The organism is Phenylobacterium sp. T106 (genome assembly GCF_057219735.1).
This window is the reverse complement of record NZ_JBXVWA010000011.1, coordinates 1-19,929: the sequence shown is the minus strand read 5'-3', so window position 1 is coordinate 19,929 and position 19,929 is coordinate 1. Positions and strand designations below refer to the sequence as shown.

Here is a 19,929-nt window from a genome sequence, read left to right as displayed (position 1 = left end):
ATTCCAGGCGCCCGCGGTGCTCCCGCCGCAGGGGCTTCACGTTGACTTGCGCGGGGGTAGTCCTTAAGTCACCCACGCCCCAAAAGAGCGCCTTTTTGCAGGCTGGCGAAGGGCCCAACGCCGCCTCACGGATACCTTCCCTTGAGCATCTTCCAACGGTTCTTCGGCTCCTCCAACGACCGCAAGGTCAAGGCCTTCTCCGCGCGCGCCCTGAAGGTCACCGCCCTGGAACCGCAGATGAAGGCGCTGTCGGACGAGCAGCTCCGCGCCAAGACCGCCGAGTTCCGCGAACGCCTCGCCAAGGGCGAGACGCTGGACCAGCTGCTCGAGGAGGCCTTCGCGGTCGTGCGCGAGGCCGCCTGGCGCGTGCTGGGCCAGCGGCACTACGACGTCCAGCTCGTCGGCGGCATGATCCTGCACCAGGGCGGCATCGCCGAGATGCGGACGGGCGAGGGCAAGACGCTGGTCGCCACGGCGCCGGTGTACCTCAACGCCCTCGCGGGCAAGGGCGTGCACGTCATCACGGTCAACGACTACCTCGCCCAGCGCGACTCCGAGTGGATGGGCCAGGTCTATCGCTTCCTCGGCCTGACGGTGGGGGTCATCGTCCACGGCCTCAGCCAGGGCCAGCGCCAGGAAGCCTACGCCAGCGACATCACCTACGGGACGAATAACGAGTTCGGCTTCGACTACCTGCGCGACAACCTGGTCTACGACCCGCGCGAGATGGTCCAGCGCGGCCACAACTTCGCGATCGTCGACGAGGTGGACTCGATCCTGATCGACGAGGCCCGCACGCCGCTCATCATCTCGGGGCCGACCGACGACAAGTCCGACTTCTACCGGACCATCGACCTCCTGGTGAAGGAGCTGATCCAGGACAAGGAGACCTACGAGTACGACGAGAAGCAGCGCCAGGTGATGCTGACCGAGCACGGCTCGGAGAAGATCGAGGAGATGCTGCAGGCCGCCGGGCACCTGGAGGAGGATTCCGCCGGGCTCTACGACGCGGCCAACGTCTCGGTCGTCCACCACGTGAACCAGGCGCTGCGCGCCAACGTCATCTACGTGCGCGACAAGGACTACATCGTCCGCGCGGGCGAGGTGATCCTGATCGACGAGTTCACCGGCCGCATGATGCAGGGCCGCCGCCTGTCGGAAGGCCTGCACCAGGCCATCGAGGCCAAGGAAGGCGCCGTCGTCCAGCCCGAGAACCAGACGCTCGCCTCGGTCACCATCCAGAACTATTTCCGCCTCTACGCCAAGCTGTCGGGCATGACCGGCACGGCCGCCACCGAGGCGCAGGAGTTCATCGACATCTACAAGATGGACGTGGCCGAGATCCCGACGAACCGTCCCGTGGCGCGGATCGACGAGGACGACGAGGTCTACCGGACGTCGCGCGAGAAGAACCAGGCGATCATCGCCCAGATCGAGGAATGCCATCGCCGCGGCCAGCCGATCCTGGTGGGCACGGTCTCGATCGAGAAGTCCGAGCAGCTCAGCGAGCTGCTGAAGGCGCACACCTTCGAGCTGAACGGCAAGACGATCCGCGGCATCCCGCACAGCGTCCTCAACGCCCGCTACCATGAGCAGGAGGCCATGATCGTGGCCGACGCCGGCGTGCCGGGCGCCGTCACCATCGCCACCAACATGGCCGGCCGCGGCACCGACATCCAGCTCGGCGGCAACGTCGACATGAAGGTGCTGAAGTGGCGCGAGGACCAGCTCGCGGCCGGCGTCGAGGTCACGCCCGAGATGGCGCTGGCCCACAAGGCCAAGGTCGAGGCCGAGATCGCCGACCTGAAGCAGCAGGCGCTGGCCGCCGGCGGCCTCTACGTGCTGGGCACCGAGCGCCACGAGAGCCGGCGCATCGATAACCAGCTCCGCGGCCGGACGGGCCGCCAGGGCGACCCGGGCCGCTCGAAGTTCTTCCTCTCGTGCGAGGACGACCTCCTGCGCATCTTCGCCGGCGAGCGGCTGGACGCGATCATGCGGACCTTCGGCGTCCAGGACGGCGAGGCGATCACCCACAAATGGCTGAACAGCGCCATCGCCACGGCGCAGAAGCGCGTCGAGCAGCGCAACTACGAGATCCGCAAGAACCTGCTGAAGTACGACGACGTCATCAACGACCAGCGCAAGGCCGTCTTCGAGCAGCGCCAGGAGTTCATGGAGGCGGAAGACCTCCAGGAGATCATCGCCGAGTTCCGCAACGACACGATCGCCGACCTCGTCAACCGCCACCTGCCGCCCAAGGCCTACGCCGAGCAGTGGGACATCGCGGGCCTCGACGCGCACCTGCAGCAGTACCTGGGCCTGACCCTGCCCGTGGCCGACTGGGCGGCCGAGGAAGGCATCGCCAACGAGGAGATCGAGGAGCGCATCCGCAAGGCGGCCGACGAGCGCGCGGCCGAGCGCAACGCGCTGGTGGGCGACCACATGCGCAACGTCGAGAAGAGCTTCCTGCTGCAGATCGTCGACCAGCAGTGGCGCGAGCACCTCATGCACGTGGACCACCTGCGCACGGTGATCGGCCTGCGCGGCTACGGCCAGCGCGATCCGCTCAACGAGTTCAAGACCGAGGCCTTCACGCTCTTCGAGAAGCTCCTGGTCGACCTGCGCCAGAACGTGACCCGCTGGCTGATGACGGTGGAGTTCCAGTTCGAGGCGCCGCCGCCCCCTCCGAGCCAGCGGACATTCGAGGTCCACCTCGACCCGCTGACGGGCGAGAACGAGGCCGAGCTCGGCTACGTGCCGGACGGCATCTCGGCCGAGCAGCGCCAGGCCCTCCCCGTCTCGGCCCTGCCCGACGGCTGGGAGGACACCGGCCGCAACCAGCCCTGCCCCTGCGGCTCGGGCAAGAAGTTCAAGCACTGCCACGGCTCGCTGGTCTAGGGACCGCCTCCTCTCCCCCCGGGAGCGCAGCGACCGGAGAGGGAGAGGGTAGGGAAGGGCGGCTGGGCGACTTCAGCGGTGAAGCAGCGTCCCGCGGTCGGGGCGTTTGAGGCGCCGTCGGGGGCGCCGATCTCCCGCGCCGCCCCTTCGCGGGGGGAGAGGCGCGATCAGCCGCCCGCATCCTCCAGGACGAACCGGGCGCCGCGGTCGGCGATCATGATCGTGGGGGTGTTGGTGTTGCCCGAGGTGATGGTCGGCATCACCGAGGCGTCGATCACCCGCAGGCCCTCCACGCCGAACACCCTCAGCCGGGCGTCGACCACCGCCATCGGGTCGCTCGCCAGCCCCATCTTCGCCGTCCCGACCGGGTGGAAGATGGTGGTGCCGATGTCGCCCGCGGCCTTGGCCAGAGAGGCGTCGTCGTCGCCCACCGCCGGCCCCGGCAGGTGCTCGGCGGGCCGGTACGCGGCCAGTGCGGGCTGGCGCATCAGCCGCCGCGTCACGCGGATCGCGTCGGCGGCGACCTGGCGGTCCTCGGGCGTGGCCAGGTAGTTCGGCGCGATCCGCGGCGCGTCCGCCGGGTCGGGCGAGCGCAGCCGGATCGTCCCCCGCGACGTGGGGCGCAGGTTGCAGGCCGCCACCGTCACCGCCGGGAAGCGGTGCAGCGGCTCGCCGAAGCGGTCCAGCGACAGGGGCTGGACGTGGAACTGGATGTTGGCCCGCTCGTGCTCGGGCGACGAGCGCGTGAAGATGCCCAGCTGCGACGGCGCCATGGTGAGCGGCCCGGTCCGGAGCAGCGCGTACTCCAGGCCCATGACCGCGCGGGTGACCAGGTTGTGGTAGCGGGCGTTCAGCGTCGGCACGCCGCTCACCCGGTAGATCGCCCGCTGCTGCAGGTGGTCCTGCAGGTTGCGCCCGACCCCCGGCCGGTCGGCGGTCACCGGCAGGCCCAGTTCGCCCAGCCACTCGCCCGGGCCCACGCCCGAGAGCTGCAGGATCTGGGTGGATCCCACCGACCCCGCGCTCACCACGACCTCGCCCCTCGCCCGCGCCTCGAACCGCTCGCCGCCGCGCCGGAAGGCCACCCCGGCCGCGCGCCGGCCGTCGAACAGCACGCGCTCCACGACGACGCCCGTCTCCAGCCGCAGGTTGGGCCGCTTCAGCGCCGGCGCCAGGAAGCCGCGCGCCGCCGACCAGCGCAGGCCGCGCCGCTGGTTCACGTGGAACAGGCCCACGCCCTCGTTGTCGCCGGTGTTGAAGTCTGAGGTCGCCGGGACGCCCATCTCCACGGCCGCGCGGGCGATGGCGTCCAGCACCGCCCAGCGGACGCGCGGCGGCTCCACGCGCCACTCGCCGCCCACGCCATGGTGCTCGCTGTCGCCCAGGAAGTGGTCGTCCAGCCGGCGGAAGGCGGCGCGCACGTCGTCCCAGCCCCAACCGGTCAGCCCCAGCTGGCGCCAGTGGTCGTAGTCGGCCGCCTGCCCGCGCATCGAGATCATGGCGTTGATCGCCGACGAGCCGCCGACCACCTTGCCGCGGGGGTACTTCAGCGCCCGTCCGTTCAGGCCCGGCTCGGGCTCGGTCTCGAACATCCAGTCCGAGCGCGGGTTGCCGATGGCGAAGAGGTAGCCGACCGGCACGTGGAACCAGATCCAGTCGTCCTTGCCGCCCGCCTCGAGCAGCAGGACGCGATTGCGGGGGTCCTGCGACAGGCGGTTGGCCACCACGCAGCCGGCCGAACCTGCGCCGACCACGATGTAGTCGTACTCGCCGTCCAGCTCGCACCCCGTCATGCCGCCCGCCCGCGCGCCGTCGCTCAGCGGGTCACGATCGGGAACGCGGGCCGCGGGGCGCTCAGCCAGCCGAGCAGCCGGCCCAGCGCCGCCCTGTCGCCGCCGGTCGCCGTCGACGAAAGGTCCGCGCCCGCCAGCGCGCCGGCCAGGAACTGCGAGCGCGGCAGCGCGTAGGCGGCGTCCGCCGCGCCGCCCTTGGGATCGGCCTCGTAGGTGAGCACGTCGTGGCGCACCGCCACCCGCCAGCGCTCCTTGCGGTCCGGGAAGACCAGGTCGACGCTCAGCGCCTGGCCCTTCGACTTGCCCGGGTCCAGCCGGACGGCGAAGAGGTCGAGCAGCATGTGGGTGGGCGTGTTGCGCAGGGTCTCCACCGCCTGCGGCGCGGCGGCGCCGGCCTGCACCCCGTCGCGCAGCTCGCGGGCGGCGGTGAGGTACATGTTGCGCCAGGTCGAGGCCTCGGCCGCTGCGCCCTGTCGGTCGTAGACCCTGGCGAGCAGGTCCCTGGCCGCCCGGTCGTTCGCGTCGGCCATCACCAGCCGGTTCAGAAGCTCCGCGGCCCAGCGGTCGTCGCCCTTCGCGTAGGCGTCCTGCGCCGCCGCCAGGACCTTCGCCGCCCCGCCCATGATCGCCACGTAGCGCGCCGACTCGTCGGCCGGCTCCAGCGGCGCCAGGTTCACCGGGTTGGCGTCGTACCAGCCCATGTAGCGCTGGTAGACCGCGCGGGAATTGAAGCTGACGGTCCCGTAGTAGCCGCGGTTGTACCACTCGCGGTCCAGCGCCTCGGGCAGCTTCAGGCGGTTGGCGATCTCGTCGGGCAGGAGGCCGTCGTTCATCAGCCGCACCGACTGGTCGTGCAGGAACTTGTAGGCGTCGCGATGCTTGGCGAGGTAGTCGCCGATCACCTCGCGCCCGAACCGTGGCCAGGCGTGGCTGGTGATCAGGATGTCGGACCGGTCGCCGTACAGGCGGATGGACTCGGTCAGGTAGTCGGACCAGGCCTTGGCGTCGCGCACCAGCGCGCCGCGCGGGGTCAGGATGTTGTGCTGGGTGGCGTTGGCGTTCTCGGCCAGGTCCAGCACCTTCAGGTCCGGGAAGTAGAGGTTCATCTCGGCCGGCGCCTCGGTCCCCGGCGTGACCTGGAATTGGATCCGCACGCCGTCGACCACCAGCTCCTCGCCGGTCCGGGTGATCACCCGCGTCGGCGGAATGAGGCTCTGCGTCCCGCGCGCCAGGGCCGGGCCGATGCCGGCGCTGACCTGTCCCTGCGGCCCCTTCGGCAGGGTGACGCCGAACTGGTAGTTGGCGCGGCGGCTCATCGCGGGCCCGGCGATGATGTTCTCCGAGACCGCGTGCTCCAGGAACCCGTCCGGCGCGATCACCTGGACGCGCCCGGCGTCGACGTCGGCCTGCGACGTGACCCCGCGCGCCCCGCCGAAGTGGTCGCCGTGGCTGTGGGTGTAGATCACCGCCACCACGGGACGCGCGCCGAGCCGGGCGTTGGCCAGCTCCAGCGCCGCGCGCGCGGTCTCCACGACGGTGAGGGGATCGATGACGATCCAGCCCGTCCTGCCCGCGACGAAGGTGACGTTGGCGATGTCGAAGCCGCGGACCTGCCAGACGCCCTTGGTCACCTCGAACAGGCCGTGCCGGGCGAGAAGCTGCGACTGGCGCCAGAGGCTCGGGTTCACGCTCGCCGGCGCCGGGCCCTTCAGGAAGTCGTAGGCCGTGAGGTCCCAGGCCACCTGGCCGTTCTCGGCCGGGATCCTCGGGTCCGCGCGCGTTCCCAGATAGCCCCGCTCGGCGAAGTCGAAGTCGCGGCGGTCGTTGAAGTCCGGCGCCGCGTGGGCGGCTCCGGCCAGGGCGAGCGCGGCGGCGATGATCAGAGTCCTCATGCCCGACCCATGGCGCTGATGCGCCAGCTTGGCAATCGACCAGGGCCAACTTGACTTCCCCAGGCGTTGCGCCCGCAAATCGGCTCATGGGCGTGGTCGTCATCGGGGCGGGAATCGGCGGGCTCACGGCGGCCCTCAGCCTCCACGCCGCAGGCGTGCCGGTGCAGGTCTACGAGGCGGTGGCCGAGATCCGGCCGCTGGGCGTCGGGATCAACCTGCTGCCGCACGCGGTGCGCGAGCTCACCGAACTGGGGCTGGCCGAGGCGCTGGCCGCCAACGCCGTGGCCACCGAGGCCCTGGTGTACGCCAATCGCCACGGCCAGGAGATCTGGCGCGAGCCGCGGGGTCTCGCCGCCGGCTACCGATGGCCGCAGTACTCCATCCACCGCGGGACGCTGCAGATGCTGCTGCTGGCCGCCGTCCGGGCGCGGCTGGGCGCCGGCGCCGTGCGGCTCGGCCGGGCGGCGGCCGAGGTCGATCCCGCGGGCCGCCTGCGCATGTCCGACGGCGAATGGGTGGAGGCCGAGGTGATCGTCGCCGCCGACGGCGTGCACTCGGCCGTGCGCCGCCAGTTCCACCCCGCCGAGGGTCCGCCGATCTGGAACCGGCGCGTGCTCTGGCGCGGCGTGACCGACACGGCGCCCTTCCTCGGCGGGCGCACCATGGTGATGGCCGGCCACGCCGAGCAGAAGTTCGTCTGCTATCCGATCGACCCGGCCGCCACCGCGCGGGGCCGGTCGCTCGTCAACTGGATCGCCGAGCTGCGCTTTCCGGACGGCCCGGATTGGCGGCGCGAGGACTGGAACCGGCCGGGCCGGCTCGAGGACTTCGCGCCCCGGTTCGAGAGCTGGGACTTCGGCTGGCTGCGCGTGCCCGAGGTGATCGCCGGCGCCTCGCACGTGTTCGAGTACCCCATGGTGGACCGCGACCCGCTGGACCGCTGGACGCACGGACGGATCACGCTGCTGGGCGACGCCGCGCACCCGATGTACCCCATCGGCTCGAACGGGGCGTCGCAGGCCATCCTCGATGCGCGCACCCTCGCCTTCCACCTGGCGACGAAGCCGGCCGACGCGGCGCTGGCCGCCTACGAGGCCGACCGCCGTCCGGCCACCAGCCGGATCGTGCTGGCCAATCGCGGCGAGGGCCCGGAACGCGTGATGCAGCTCGCCGAGGACCGCGCCCCGGGCGGCTTCACGGATGTGGCCCAGGTGATCCCGCGCGACGAGCTCGAGGCCGTGGCGGCGTCCTACAAGCAGGTCGCCGGCTTCGACCGCGAAACCCTCAACACCCGCCCCTCCCTCACCCCGCCCACGGCCTAGCTGCAGCGTCCGGGGCATCCCCCACAGGGGGAGGGGAACCGCCGAAGGCGGTGGAGGGGGGCCGCCCCCGGCGCTTAGGACCCCTCCACCCTGCTCCGCACCCAACCCCTGTCATCCCGGTTTCCGCGCAGCGGAAGACCGGGACCCATAGACTCCGTGGGTCCGGATGAAGCGCGGCGGCACCGCCCGCGGGCCGCCACGGCCATCGGGCGCGTATGGGTCCCGGTCTTCGCCTGCGGCGAAACCGGGATGACAGCCGTGGGGGTGCGCAGTCTGATTGCCGCCGCAGGCGCGCGATTGAACCGCGGAGGACGCGGAGAAGAACGCAGAGAACGCAGAGATCTCCGCGCCCTCCGCGCCCCCTCCGCGATCTCTGCGGTTAAGTCGGGCCATGCTCCCCCCTGGGGGAGCTCGCGAAGCGAGAGGGGGTCCACCCCAACCTCTGTCATCCCGGTTTCCGCGCAAGCGGAAGACCGGGACCCATAGACTCCGCGTTTCCGGATTAAGCGCGGCTGCCCCGCCCGCGGGCCACCCCCACAGCGGGCGCGTATGGGTCCCGGTCTTCGCCTGCGGCGAAACCGGGATGACAGCTGTGGGAAAGTGGCGGTCCGACCGATGCTCCCCCTGGGGGAGCTCGCGAAGCGCTAGGGGGTCCACCCCAACCGCTGTCATCCCGGTTTCCGCGCAGCGGAAGACCGGGACCCATAGACTCCGCCTTTCCGGATGAAGCGCAGCGGCGCCGCCCGCGGGCCACCCCCACATCGGGCGCGTATGGGTCCCGGTCTTCGCCTGCGGCGAAACCGGGATGACAGCCGTGGGAAAGTGGCGGTCCGATCGATGCTCCCCCCCTGGGGGAGCTCGCGAAGCGAGAGGGGGCCGGGCCCCTCCCCTTGCAGCAAAGCGACCGCGAAGGCCGCCGCCTAGAAGCTCGCCCAGTTGCCGTGGAAGCCGAACGGCACGCGCCGCGGGACCTCGGCGGTGGCGATCGGGCCCTTGGCGATGTCCTGCGCCTCGAACACCAGCATGTCCGAGCGGTCCTCGGCCGCGCGGTAGACCACGGCGGTGACCCATCCGTCGCCCTCGGCGGCGTCGGCCGAGCGCGGCACGAACACCGGCTCCGACGGCATGTCGCGGCCCTCGAATTCCCAGACCTGCCGCTTGCCGGTCGCCAGGTCGATGTGGGCGATGGCGTTCATGCGGATCGTCGAGGCGCTGGTGGAGTCCGCCGCGTACCAGCCGTGGCGGTGCTTCAGGGTCTCCACCCGCGGGTCGACGCGCGGGAACTCGCCGTCCAGGTCGTCGAGCGGGGTCTCCTTGATGGCGTCGGAGTTCGCGGCCAGGTCGAAGGTCCAGCGCACCAGCCGCGCCGCGGCCTTGTCGCCGGGCGAGCCGTCGGCCTTCGGGAACAGCGGCGCCACGTTGTAGCGCATGACGTCGCAGTGGATCTTGTCGCCCTCCTCCCAGCTGTTCAGCGGGTGGAAGACGTAGCAGGCCTCGGTGTTGAACCAGCGGATCGACGAGACGTCGCCGTCGCGCCGCATCACGCCCACGTAGGCGCCCTTCTCCGGCTCCCAGGCGAAGCCGGGCAGGCCCTTCATCGCCCGCTCCAGGCTCGCGGTCAGGGGCAGGATCGGGAACAGCACGTGGTTCTCGGTGACCATGAAGTCGTGGACCATGGCGGCGAACGGCGCCTGGAAGTCGTCGCGGCGCACGACGTTGCCGGCCGCGTCGGTGACGCCATAGCTCATCCCCGCCGAGAGCGGGGCGCCCACGCCGTAGCCGAACCAGACCATCTCGCCGGTCTTCGGATCCAGCTTCGGATGCGCCGTCGTCCGGTCGCGGTAGTCCTCGCGGTAGCCGACCGTCTCGAGCGTGTCGGCGCGCATCTCGGTCGGCATGTGGCCTTCCTCCAGCGCCAGCAGCTTGCCCGCGTGCCAGAGGATGTTGGTGTTGGCGACGCCGCCGTCCTTGCCGAACACGGACGGGTCGCCCGCCATCGGATTGAAGCCGCCGAAGAGCGCCCGGCCCGCCTCGTTCTCCAGCTTCCACTTCGGCGTGCGGACGTAGCGGTTGCGGTACCGCACCTTGCCGTCCTCGACGTAGAAGCCGTGCACCATCCCGTCGCCCGTGAACCAGTGGTAGCTCTCGGGCTGGCGCGGTTCGAACTGCGGGTTCGGGCCCGTGCGGAATAGCGCGCCACGCATCTCGGCGGGGATCTCGCCCTTCACGGTCAGCGCGAAGTCGTCCTCGGTGTGGATGGGGGCGAAGTTGCCCGCGAGGTAGGGATTGATCCGAGCGTTCCCGTCCATGGCCAAGCTCCTCGACCGGTTGTCTTTCTTACGTTGTAAATTGATGTCGAAGCGGGTAGCCCTTGGCAAGCGCTTTCTTTGCGGATCACACACACGGCATGCCTCGCGTCTTGACCGAATCCGACGTCGCCGACTTCCGGGACCGCCTGTGCGGGGTCGCCGAGCGGCTTTTCGCGGAGCGCGGTCCCGACGCGGTCACGATGCGTCAGCTGGCCGCCGAGCTGGGCGTCTCGCCGATGACCCCCTACCGCTACTTCCAGGACAAGGACGACATCCTGGCCGCGGTCAGGACCAACGCCTTCAACCGCTTCGCCGAGGCGCTGGAGACCGCGCGGGATGGCGCGAAGGGGGCGCGGGCCAAGGGGGCGGCCGTGGGCGAGGCGTACGTGAACTTCGCCTTCGCCAACCCGCACACCTACAAGCTGATGTTCGACCTCAACCAGCCGCTCGAGGGCGACTATCCCGAGCTGGTCGAAGCCGGCCGCCGCGCGCACGCCAACATGACCGCCTGGGTCGAGGACCTGATCGCCGCGGGCGAGATGGCGGGGGACGCCGAGGAGATCGGCGCCATGTTCTGGGCCGCCACCCACGGCGTCATCGTCCTGGAGATGGCGGGCAAGCTGCCGGCCGGCGCCTCCCGCCGCCTCCACGACCGCCTGGGCGCCACCCTAGCCCGCGGCCTCCGCGCAGGCGGCTGAGCGTCATCCCGGTTTCCGCGCAGCGGAAGACCGGGACCCATAGACTCCGCCTCTCCGGATAGGGTGCAGCGGCGCCGCCCGCGGCCCACACCCCACCTCGGGCGCGTATGGGTCCCGGTCTTCGCCTGCGGCGAAACCGGGATGACAGCCGTGGGGACGGGGGGCGGTCGATGCTCCCCCCTTGGGGGAGCTCGCGAAGCGAGAGGGGGTCTGGCCGCGGCGCCAGCGACCCCTCCACCCTGCTCCGCACCCCAACCCTGTCATCCCGGTTTCCGCGCAGCGGAAGATCGGGACCCATAGACTTCGTCTCTCCGGATGAAGCGCTGCGGCGCCGCCGCGCGCCCCCACGGCCATCGGGCGCGTATGGGTCCCGGTCTTCGCCTGCGGCGAAACCGGGATGACAACCGTGAGGACGGGGTAGTCGATGCTCCCCCCTGGGGGAGCTCGCGAAGCGAGAGGGGGTCTGGCCGCCGTGCCAGCGACCCCTCCACCCTGCTCCGTACCCCAACCTCCTGTCATCCCGGTTTCCGCGCAGCGGAAGACCGGGACCCATAGACTCCGTCTCTCAGGATGAAGCGCGGCCGCGCCGCCGCGGGCCGTCCCCACACCAGGCGCGTATGGGTCCCGGTCTTCGCCTGCGGCGAAACCGGGATGACAGCCGTGGGAACGTGGCGGTCGATGCTCCCCCTCCTGGGGGAGCTCGCGAAGCGAGAGGGGGTCCGCGGCGGCGCTTGACGAGTCGTGGGGGAAGGCGGGCACGTAGGCGGGATCATCGGGAGGCGCGCATGGCCGACATCCAACCCTTCGAAGTCCGCTGGGCGGACGAGGACGTGAGCCGGGTGCTGGACCAGGTGCGGGCCTACCCGTGGCCGGTCGAACCCGAAGCGCCCGACGGCTGGAACTACGGCTGCGACGGCGCATACCTGCGGGCCCTGTGCGACCACTGGACCTCGGCCTACGACTGGCGCGCCGCCGTGGCCGACCTCAACCGCTTCCCGCAGCACACGGCGCGCGTCGAGGACTTCGACATCCACTTCCTGCACGTGGTGGGCGAGGCCGGCGGCCGCCGGCCGCTCCTGGTCACCCACGGCTGGCCGGGCTCGCACTACGAGTTCTGGGGCGCGATCGAGAAGCTGGCGTTCCCGTCGCGCTTCGGCGGCGATCCCGCCGACGCCTTCGACCTGGTGGTCCCGTCGCTGCCGGGCTTCGGCTTCTCGTCCAAGCCCCGGCGGCCCATCGGCCAGCGCACGACGGCGCGGCTCTTCAACACGCTCATGACCGAGGTGCTGGGCTATACGACCTACCTCGCCCAGGGCGGCGACTGGGGCGCCATGGTCACCTCCTGGCTCGGCCGCGACCACGGCCGCTCGGCGCGCGCCATCCACCTCAACATGCTGGGCTTCCGCCCGCACGACGGCGTCCAGACGGACGAGGAGCGGGCGTGGGCGGCGCGGCAGGAGGCGGCCGCCGGCATGATGGGCGCCTACCTGCGCCTGCAGGTTTCCAAGCCCCAGTCGATCGCCTGGATGGGCGCGGGCAACCCGGTCGGCCAGGCCGCCTGGATCGTGGAGCGCTTCCACGACTGGTCCGACCTCAGCCGGAAGTCGCTGGACGAGGTCTACGGAAAGGACCGCCTGCTCACCAACGTGATGATCTATGTGATGACCGGCAGCTTCACGACCGGCGCCTGGTACTACCGCGGGCTCATCGAGGAGGGCGGCCTGGCCTTCGAGGCCGGGGAGCGCTGCGAGACGCCCACCGCCTTCGCGAACTTCCCCGGCGAGCCGCTCTATTCGGCGCCGCCGCGCTCGTTCGCCGAGCGGGCCTACAACGTGACGCGCTGGTCGGACATGCGCCGCGGCGGGCACTTCGCGGCGATGGAGGAGCCTGACCTCTTCGTGGACGAGGTCCGCGCCTGGGGCCGCGAGGCGGGCTGACGGCCTACCAGTTCACCAGCTTCTTCAGCTCGGGCAGGTAGCCCAGGAAGGTGTTGAAGTCGTCCTCGACGGCTTCCCAGGTCCCGCCCGGGGCGAGGTTGCCGTCGTACTCGAACGAGACGTCCCCGTCGGTGTCGAGATAGGCCTTGATGTACCGCTTCTCGCGGTTGAAGGCGTTCACCTTCTCGAGGTTCGGCGTGTCCGGGCCCTTGTCGAAGCCGACATAGTACTGCAGCGCCGCGCAGCGGTCCTTCCTGCAGTCGTAGAAGTAGACCGAGAAACGCAGGCCGTCGGCCCCCGAATCCACGTGCGCGTCGCCGTCCTTGTCCTTCTGGATGTCGGCCTTGTAGCCGTTGTCCTCCAGCCAGCGGGCGTACTCCGCGGCGGTCAGCCCGCCCTCCGGCAGCGGCTTACCCGTCGCGGTCGCCGCCGCGCCGCAGGCCCAGGCGACGCACGCCGCCAGCAACCAGATCCTCATCGCCACGCCCCGACGCCACTCTTCCGGGGGCCACCAAACACCCGGCCGCGGCGCCCATCAAGCCTGCGGTGACGCTTGCCCGCGGCCGCCGGTCCCGGCAGAAGCTCGGCCGCATGGCCCGCTACGACTTCGCTTCCGACAACACCGCGCCCGCCGCGCCCGAGGCCATGCAGGCGCTCGCGCAGGCCAACGCCGGCTTCGCCTCCGGCTACGGCGGCGACACGGTGAGCGCGCGCGCCGCCGACCTCATCCGCGAGGCGCTGGACGCGGACGCCGAGGTCCGCTTCGTGGCGTCGGGGACGGCGGCCAACGCGGTCTGCCTGGCGGCGCTCTGCCGCCCGTTCGAAGCGGTGCTCGCGCACGAGCACGCCCACGTCTGCACCGATGAGACCGGCGCGCCCGGGTTCTTCGGACAGGGCCTGGGCCTGATCCGCCTGGCCGGAGCGTCGGGCAGGATCGACCCCGCGGGGCTGGCGGCGCCCCTCGCCGCCCCGGACGTGTCGCACCGCCAGCCGGCGGCGGCCCTGTCGCTCACCAACGCGACCGAGTACGGCACGGTCTACACGTCGGCGCAGGTCCGTGCGCTCGTCGAACCCGTCAGAGCCAGAGGCTACGGCGTCCATCTGGACGGGGCCCGCCTGGCCAACGCCGCCGCCTCGGGCTTCGACCTGAAGGCGATCCGCACCCTCGGGGTGGACCTCCTGGTGTTCGGGGGGACGAAGGCGGGCATGCCGCCCACCGAGGCCGTGGTCCTCTTCGACCGGACCCTCGCCCGGCGCTTCGACGCGCGCCTGAAACAGGCGGGACAGCTTCCGTCCAAGGGCCGCTTCTACGCCGCCCCCTTCATCGGCATGCTCGAGGACGGCGCGCTCCTGCGCCACGCCGCCCACGCCAACGCCATGGCGCGCCGCCTGGCCTCCGCCATGCCCTTCCCGGTCCGCCATCCGGTCGAAGCCAACGGCGTGTTCGTGGAGATGGACGAGGCGCGGCTCGCGGCGCTGCACGCCAAGGGGTGGTTCGTCTACCGCTTCCTCGACGGTTCGGTCCGCTTCATGTGCTCGTGGGCCACGACGCCGGAATCCGTCGACGAGATCGCCGCGGCGCTCCGCACGCTCGCGTGACGGTTTGTGACCGGTTTGCCACCGGCGGTTTAGGGTCAGCTTTGCCCCAGCACGCCAAATGTGTGGCGCCAATGGCGCACATGATGAGAAATTCGTAATGTTCCCCGGCCGCTCGTCGACATTGTGGCGGCTTTTCGTTGCTCACGTAACGGCTGCGTGACAGCTTCCGGCCTCACCTTTTCGGACGCCTCCTCTTCGCGTCGCCTCCTTTGGGCGCCGGAGCGGCGTGCGCTCGAAGGCGACCAACCGCCGGCGTGACCGGCAGACCCGACATTACTTTTGCCAGGCCGGGGGCCGCAGAATGAAAGTCCAGATGAACACCATGCTTCGAAGCGCGCTGCTCGTGTCAGCCGCCTCCGCCGGCCTGCTCGCCGGGCCGACCTACGCCCAGGCCCAGGCCGCCGACGAGGGCGTCGATGTGGGCGAGATCGTCGTCACCGGCTCCCGTATCCGCCGCGACACCTTCTCAACGCCTCAGCCTCTCTCGGTGGTCAGCGCCGAGTCGATCCGCGAGTCGGGCCAGGTGTCCGTCGGCGACCTGCTGCTCGAGCAGCCGGTGATCAACCCCGCGACCAACGCGCAGAACTCCTCCGGCACCCTGTTCCTCGCGGGCCAGGTCCGCGCCGACATCCGCGGCCTCGGCCCCACGCGCACCCTGGTGCTGATGGACGGCCGCCGCCTGCCGTTCTCGGACGCCTCGTCGCCGGCCGTCGATCTGAACACCATTCCCTCGTTGATGATCGAGCGTATCGACACGATCGCCGGCGGCGTCTCGGCGGTCTACGGCTCGGAAGCCATCGCCGGCGTCGTCAACTTCATCATGAAGAAGGAGCAGGACGGCCTCGAGGTCGACCTGCAGGGCGGCATTTCGGAGGACGGCGACGGCGAGACCAGCCGCTTCGGCTTCAACTGGGGCCGCAAGTTCATGGACGACCGGCTGTCGGTCCTGATCGGCGGCGAATACGCCAACGAAGACAAGATCATGCAGCGTGACCGCCCGGAGCTGAGCCCGGGCATCCGCCGCGACACCCTGGCCACGCCGCAGTCCATCATCCTGCAGAGCCGCGCCAACACCTCGCCGTTCGCGACGTTCCAGCTGATCGGCGGCGCACTGGGCACGGCCCGGGCGGTCACGCTCGATGTGCGGAACCCGACGAACGTGGTGCGCCTGTCGGCTGCCTGCTCGACGGCCACCGTGCAGCCGACCTGCCAGGACGACGCGCTCTTCTATTCGGGGATCGCCTACAACGCCCTGCAGGGTAAGAGCGACCGCGCCGTCCTGCGCACCTACATCGACTACAAACTCGCCGACGACTGGAGCGTCTTCCTCGAAGGCAGCTACGTGAAGGCCAATGGCTACGGCATCTTCCAGCCGGCGTTCTCGAGCGCGGCCGGCGGCGGCACGATGCCCGTGGTCCTGCGCGGCGACAACGCCTACCTGAACGGTCCTGGCGCCACCGCTGCGGCCCTGCGGGCCGAATGGCTCGCCGCCGGCAAGACCTTCACGCAAGGGTCCACCGCTCAGGTCGGGAAGTTCTGGCAGGAGTTCGGCGGCCGCGACGTGAAGACCGCGCGTGAGCAGATCCGCCTCGCGGCCGGCTTCGCGGGCAAGTTCCAGACCTTCTCGCGCGACGTGAACGTCGACGGTTACGTCCAGTACGCCGAACTCGACGGCACCACGACCTCGTACAATGTGCCCAACGTCGCCCGAGTGCAGCAGGCGACCGACGCGGTGCTGCTGAACGGCCAGGTGGTCTGCCGCGACGCGGCGGCCCGCGCAGCCGGTTGCGCGCCGTGGGACCTGATCAACGGCGCCAGCCGTGAGGCCATCCTCTTCACCAACGCAACGTCGGTGACGGACCAGGAGGTCAAGCAGACCGTCGCGGGCCTGAACTTCGCGACCGAGCTGTTCGAGCTGCCGGCCGGCCCGCTGGGCATCGCCTTCGGCGCGGAATACCGCAAGGAAGAGAGCCTGTTCGTTCAGGACGCGCTCGGCGCCTCCGGCGCGCTGTTCTTCAACGCCATCGGCACCCGCGGCGGCGACTACAACGTCAAGGAAGCCTACGGCGAGGTGCGGATCCCGGTCCTGAAGGACCTGCCGTTCGCCGAGGAGCTGACCATCGAAGTCGCCGGCCGTTTGTCGGACTACTCGACGATCGGCGAGACCGACCAGTACCGGATCAACGTCAGCTGGTCTCCGATCCGCGACGTGCGCTTCCGCGCGACCGAGGCGACCGCCGTCCGCGCGCCGAACATCGTCGAACTGTTCGCGCCGCAGAGCCGCAACTTCACCAACACGGCGATCGACCCCTGCGACCGGGACGTCTTCCGCACCGCCACGGCGGCGCAGCAGGCCGCGCGCCGGGTGACCTGCGCGGCCGCGATCCCGAACTACAATCCGCTGACCTTCGTGTCGAACTTCGGCACCGGGCGCTCGTCGCTCGCGCTGCTGCAGGGCGGCAACCCGGACCTTGGCCCGGAGAAGGCGCACACCTATCAGTACGGCGTGGTCATCCAGCCCCGCTGGGTGCCGGGTCTCTCGGTGTCGGTGGACTTCTTCAAGTACAACATCACCGACTCCGTCGGCACCGTTCCGATCAACACCCTGCTCGGCGCGCTCTGCTATGACGACGCCTCGCGCCCGGTCGCGTCCAACGAGTTCTGCACGCAGATCCGTCGCGATCCGACCGGGACCAACGGCGGCGCCGTCCCGGGCGGCGTCACCGAGGTCGTGCTGGTCAACCAGAACGTGGCCAGCGTGAAGGTCGAAGGCTACGACTACTCCATCGCCTACGGCTTCCAGACCGAGGACGTGTTCGGGCGCGACTACGGCAGCATCGCGCTCCGTGTGGACGCCACCTGGATGTACAAGTTCGTGCAGCAGGGCCTGCCCGGCCAAGCGTTCGTGCAGTTCGCGAACACCATCACGAACGCGACCCCGGAGTGGAAGGGCAACGCGTCCGCCCGCTGGAGCTACGACAAGTACTCCTTCACCTGGAACACGATCTACTTCGGCTCGATGATCGCCAGCCAGGTGCAGCAGCGCGGCGTGCTGACGCCCTTCAAGACGGGCGACTACTTCCGCCACGACATCCGCGCGACCTACAAGTACACGGATGACATCATCTTCCGCGCGGGCGTCGTCAACGTGTTCGACCGCTACCCGCCGGCCCTGCCCGAGACCTTCACCGGCACGGGCACCGGCTCGTCGCAGTACGACAACCGCGGCCGCTACTTCTTCGTCGGTGCGAACCTGACCTTCTAAGCCGACGAAGACCCACGAACGACGAGAGCCGCCGGGGCGACCCGGCGGCTCTTTTCGTTTGTCCCGATGAATCCAGGCCGCGCCGGCGTCGAAGGCCGGCGTCCGGGCCTACTGCAGGCCGCTGCGGCCGATGGCGTAGAAGCGCTCGGCGCGCCGGGCCTTCAGCTCCTCGGCCGACAGGCCCTCCAGGGCCTTCAGCTCCTCCTCGACCGCGTCGCCGACCAGCACCATGGCCACGTCGGGGTCGGCGTGGGCGCCGCCGGCCGGCTCGGGGACGATCCGGTCGACGATCTTCATGCCCAGCAGGTCCTGCGCGGTGATCTTCATCGCCTTGGCGGCCTCCGCCGGAGTCCGCGCGCCGCGCCACAGGATCGAGTTCGCGCCCTCGGGCGGGATCACGGAATAGATGGCGTGCTCCAGGATCAGCACGCGCGAACCGCAGGCGATGCCCAGCGCGCCGCCCGAGCCGCCCTCGCCGGTGACCACCGCCACCATCGGCACCTCCAGCATCAGCGCCTTCTCGGTGGACCGCGCGATGGCCTCGGCCACGCCGCGCTCCTCCGAGGCCATGCCGGGATAGGCGGCCGGCGTGTCGACGAAGCTGATCACCGGCAGCTGGAAGCGCTCGGCCAGCTCGAACAGGCGCACGGCCTTGCGGTAGCCTTCGGGCCGGGCGTAGCCGAAGTTGTGCTTCACGCGGGTGACCGTGTCGCGGCCCTTCTCGTGACCCATGACCACCACGGGGCGGCCCCGGAACCGGCCGATGCCGCCCATGATCGCCTGGTCGTCGGCGTACTTGCGGTCGCCCCGCAGTTCCTGGAACTCGTCGATCAGCGCGGCCACATAGTCCACGAAGTGCGGCCGGTCGGGATGGCGCGCCACCTGCGTCTTCTGCCACGCGTCCAGGTTCGAGTAGGCCTCCACGCGCAGGGCCTGGGCGCGGGCGCGCAGGGCCTCGATCTCCTCGTCCACGCCGCCGCCGGCGGTCGCGGACAACTTGGAAAGCTCTTCGATCTTGGCTTCGAGGTCGGCGATCGGGCGCTCGAACTCGAGGTAGTGCGCGGCCATCTGGCGGTCGGTCCTGAAGGGGGGTGGACGCCCGGATCGGGCGGACGCGAGGCGGCGGAAACTAAGGCTGAACGGCCGCGCTCACAAGCCGCGAGCGCGACCACGCTCGCGTGTCCTCCGGAACGCTCAAGCCTGTCGACCGTTTGGGCCGGTCGAGGGAGACCGGAGCGAGAAAATGTTGAAGCCCCTGAACATCGCGATGGCGTCGGCGCTTGCGCTGTCCACCGCCGCCACCCCCGTCCTGGCCCAGCAGTACCGGCCGACGGACGAGTATCAGCGCCAGCAGCGCGAGTACGAAGCCCAGCGCGGCCAGTACGAGGCGCAGCGCGACGGGTACGAGGCCCGCCGCCAGGACTACCGCGAGGCCCGCCGCGACTACCGCGCGGCCCGTCGCGACTATGACCGCCGCCTCGCCGAGTGGGAGCGCGCCCGGGCCATCTACGACCGCCGCTACGGCGCGGGCGCCTACGCCCGGCTCTATGCGCGCCCGGTCTGGGATCAGACCTACTGGACCCGCAACGAGCCGCCGCCCTACGCCGGCTACTACGGCCGTCCCGCCTCGAGCTCGGCCGTGCCCTGTTCGTCGTCCGGCTCGAACAACAACACGGTCGCGGGCGGCCTGATCGGCGCGCTCGCGGGCGCGGTTCTGGGCAGCCAGGTGGCTTCGCGCGGCGCACGGACCGAAGGTGCGGTGCTCGGTGGCGTCGCCGGAGCCGTCGTCGGCGGCGCGATCGGCAACTCGCGCGACCGCGACTACAAGTGCGACGCTCGCGGCCCATACTTCACCTACGACGAGACCATGCCCTACCGCGAGGGCCGCAACCGATACTCGAGCAGCTACGATTCCAACTACTACAGCCGCCAGCGCTGCCGCCTCGCCGCCGCGCCGGTGGACGCCTACGGCCGCGACCTCCGCTACGTCCGCGTCTGCCCCGACGCCGAAGGCCGCTACCGCATCACGGGCTGACGCCCGGACCAAGAGGCTGGGGGCCTCGGCACACGCCCAGGCCCCCTCCCCCCTGTCATCCCGACCTGTCATCCCGGCCGAAGCGAAGCGGAGAGCCGGGACCCATAGACTCCGCGCCTCAAGCAAACCCCGCACAGCGCCGCCGCCAAGCTTGACTTTGGTGGATAGATGTTCTACCTTT

12 protein-coding genes are annotated in these 19,929 nt (G+C 70.7%); 7 read left to right on the top strand and 5 right to left on the bottom strand.

All coding sequences use genetic code 11. The annotated features are described in order from the left end of the window. Window positions 1-141 precede the first annotated feature (141 nt). A complete protein-coding gene (gene secA / locus AC2D8W_RS19780) occupies window positions 142-2,898 on the top strand; it encodes a preprotein translocase subunit SecA (RefSeq protein WP_484672970.1) in 2,757 nt (918 codons plus the stop codon). Window positions 2,899-3,065: 167 nt separating this feature from the next. Here secA and AC2D8W_RS19775 read toward each other — a convergent pair whose 3' ends face one another. Beyond that, window positions 3,066-4,691 carry a GMC family oxidoreductase gene (locus tag AC2D8W_RS19775; RefSeq protein ID WP_484672969.1) on the bottom strand — a complete coding sequence of 542 codons (1,626 nt, stop codon included), beginning with the start codon at window positions 4,689-4,691 and terminating at the stop codon, window positions 3,066-3,068. Between the two features lie 23 nt (window positions 4,692-4,714). Continuing rightward, window positions 4,715-6,583 (bottom strand): alkyl/aryl-sulfatase, encoded by a 1,869-nt coding sequence (locus AC2D8W_RS19770; protein WP_484672968.1) that lies wholly within the window; start codon window positions 6,581-6,583, stop codon window positions 4,715-4,717. A gap of 86 nt (window positions 6,584-6,669) precedes the next feature. On the opposite strand from AC2D8W_RS19770, the gene AC2D8W_RS19765 reads away from it, so the two are divergent. Further along, window positions 6,670-7,905 carry a flavin-dependent oxidoreductase gene (locus AC2D8W_RS19765; protein WP_484672967.1) on the top strand — a complete coding sequence of 412 codons (1,236 nt, stop codon included), beginning with the start codon at window positions 6,670-6,672 and terminating at the stop codon, window positions 7,903-7,905. Between the two features lie 920 nt (window positions 7,906-8,825). Here AC2D8W_RS19765 and AC2D8W_RS19760 read toward each other — a convergent pair. Beyond that, a complete protein-coding gene (locus AC2D8W_RS19760; protein ID WP_484672966.1) occupies window positions 8,826-10,214 on the bottom strand; it encodes a carotenoid oxygenase family protein in 1,389 nt (462 codons plus the stop codon). A 110-nt stretch (window positions 10,215-10,324) separates the two neighbouring features. Between AC2D8W_RS19760 and AC2D8W_RS19755 the strand changes: the two genes are divergently transcribed. Both AC2D8W_RS19755 and AC2D8W_RS19750 read left to right on the top strand, forming a co-directional pair. Beyond that, the gene (locus AC2D8W_RS19755; protein ID WP_484672965.1) at window positions 10,325-10,912 is read left to right on the top strand and encodes a TetR/AcrR family transcriptional regulator; all 588 of its coding nucleotides are present in this window, start codon (window positions 10,325-10,327) and stop codon (window positions 10,910-10,912) included. A 785-nt stretch (window positions 10,913-11,697) separates the two neighbouring features. Then, window positions 11,698-12,849 carry an epoxide hydrolase family protein gene (locus AC2D8W_RS19750; RefSeq protein WP_484672964.1) on the top strand — a complete coding sequence of 384 codons (1,152 nt, stop codon included), beginning with the start codon at window positions 11,698-11,700 and terminating at the stop codon, window positions 12,847-12,849. Window positions 12,850-12,853: 4 nt separating this feature from the next. Here the strand turns inward: AC2D8W_RS19750 and AC2D8W_RS19745 are convergent, their stop codons facing one another. Next, window positions 12,854-13,327 carry a YbjN domain-containing protein gene (locus AC2D8W_RS19745; protein ID WP_484672963.1) on the bottom strand — a complete coding sequence of 158 codons (474 nt, stop codon included), beginning with the start codon at window positions 13,325-13,327 and terminating at the stop codon, window positions 12,854-12,856. A 113-nt stretch (window positions 13,328-13,440) separates the two neighbouring features. Here AC2D8W_RS19745 and AC2D8W_RS19740 point away from each other — a divergent pair, with 113 nt between their 5' ends. After that, window positions 13,441-14,448, top strand: a complete 1,008-nt coding sequence (locus AC2D8W_RS19740; RefSeq protein WP_484672962.1) for a threonine aldolase family protein — start codon at window positions 13,441-13,443, stop codon at window positions 14,446-14,448. Window positions 14,449-14,749: 301 nt separating this feature from the next. Next, on the top strand, window positions 14,750-17,713 hold the full coding sequence (locus AC2D8W_RS19735) for a TonB-dependent receptor plug domain-containing protein (protein WP_484672961.1): 2,964 nt from the start codon (window positions 14,750-14,752) through the stop codon (window positions 17,711-17,713). A gap of 108 nt (window positions 17,714-17,821) precedes the next feature. Here the strand turns inward: AC2D8W_RS19735 and AC2D8W_RS19730 are convergent, their stop codons facing one another. Then, window positions 17,822-18,781 (bottom strand): acetyl-CoA carboxylase carboxyltransferase subunit alpha, encoded by a 960-nt coding sequence (locus AC2D8W_RS19730; protein WP_484672960.1) that lies wholly within the window; start codon window positions 18,779-18,781, stop codon window positions 17,822-17,824. Between the two features lie 175 nt (window positions 18,782-18,956). Between AC2D8W_RS19730 and AC2D8W_RS19725 the strand changes: the two genes are divergently transcribed. Next, the gene (locus AC2D8W_RS19725) at window positions 18,957-19,748 is read left to right on the top strand and encodes a glycine zipper 2TM domain-containing protein (protein WP_484672959.1); all 792 of its coding nucleotides are present in this window, start codon (window positions 18,957-18,959) and stop codon (window positions 19,746-19,748) included. The last annotated feature ends 181 nt before the right edge of the window (window positions 19,749-19,929 follow it).

Bases quoted from the DNA above. Each gene is read 5' to 3' on its own strand.
- AC2D8W_RS19775 (WP_484672969.1), bottom strand. From the start codon at position 4,691: ATGACGGGGTGCGAGCTGGACGGCGAGTACGACTACATCGTGGTCGGC.
- AC2D8W_RS19745 (WP_484672963.1), bottom strand. From the start codon at position 13,327: ATGAGGATCTGGTTGCTGGCGGCGTGCGTCGCCTGGGCCTGCGGCGCG.
- AC2D8W_RS19765 (WP_484672967.1), top strand. From the start codon at position 6,670: ATGGGCGTGGTCGTCATCGGGGCGGGAATCGGCGGGCTCACGGCGGCC.
- AC2D8W_RS19750 (WP_484672964.1), top strand. From the start codon at position 11,698: ATGGCCGACATCCAACCCTTCGAAGTCCGCTGGGCGGACGAGGACGTG.
- AC2D8W_RS19760 (WP_484672966.1), bottom strand. From the start codon at position 10,214: ATGGACGGGAACGCTCGGATCAATCCCTACCTCGCGGGCAACTTCGCC.
- AC2D8W_RS19725 (WP_484672959.1), top strand. From the start codon at position 18,957: ATGTTGAAGCCCCTGAACATCGCGATGGCGTCGGCGCTTGCGCTGTCC.
- AC2D8W_RS19740 (WP_484672962.1), top strand. From the start codon at position 13,441: ATGGCCCGCTACGACTTCGCTTCCGACAACACCGCGCCCGCCGCGCCC.
- AC2D8W_RS19735 (WP_484672961.1), top strand. From the start codon at position 14,750: ATGAAAGTCCAGATGAACACCATGCTTCGAAGCGCGCTGCTCGTGTCA.
- AC2D8W_RS19730 (WP_484672960.1), bottom strand. From the start codon at position 18,781: ATGGCCGCGCACTACCTCGAGTTCGAGCGCCCGATCGCCGACCTCGAA.
- AC2D8W_RS19770 (WP_484672968.1), bottom strand. From the start codon at position 6,583: ATGAGGACTCTGATCATCGCCGCCGCGCTCGCCCTGGCCGGAGCCGCC.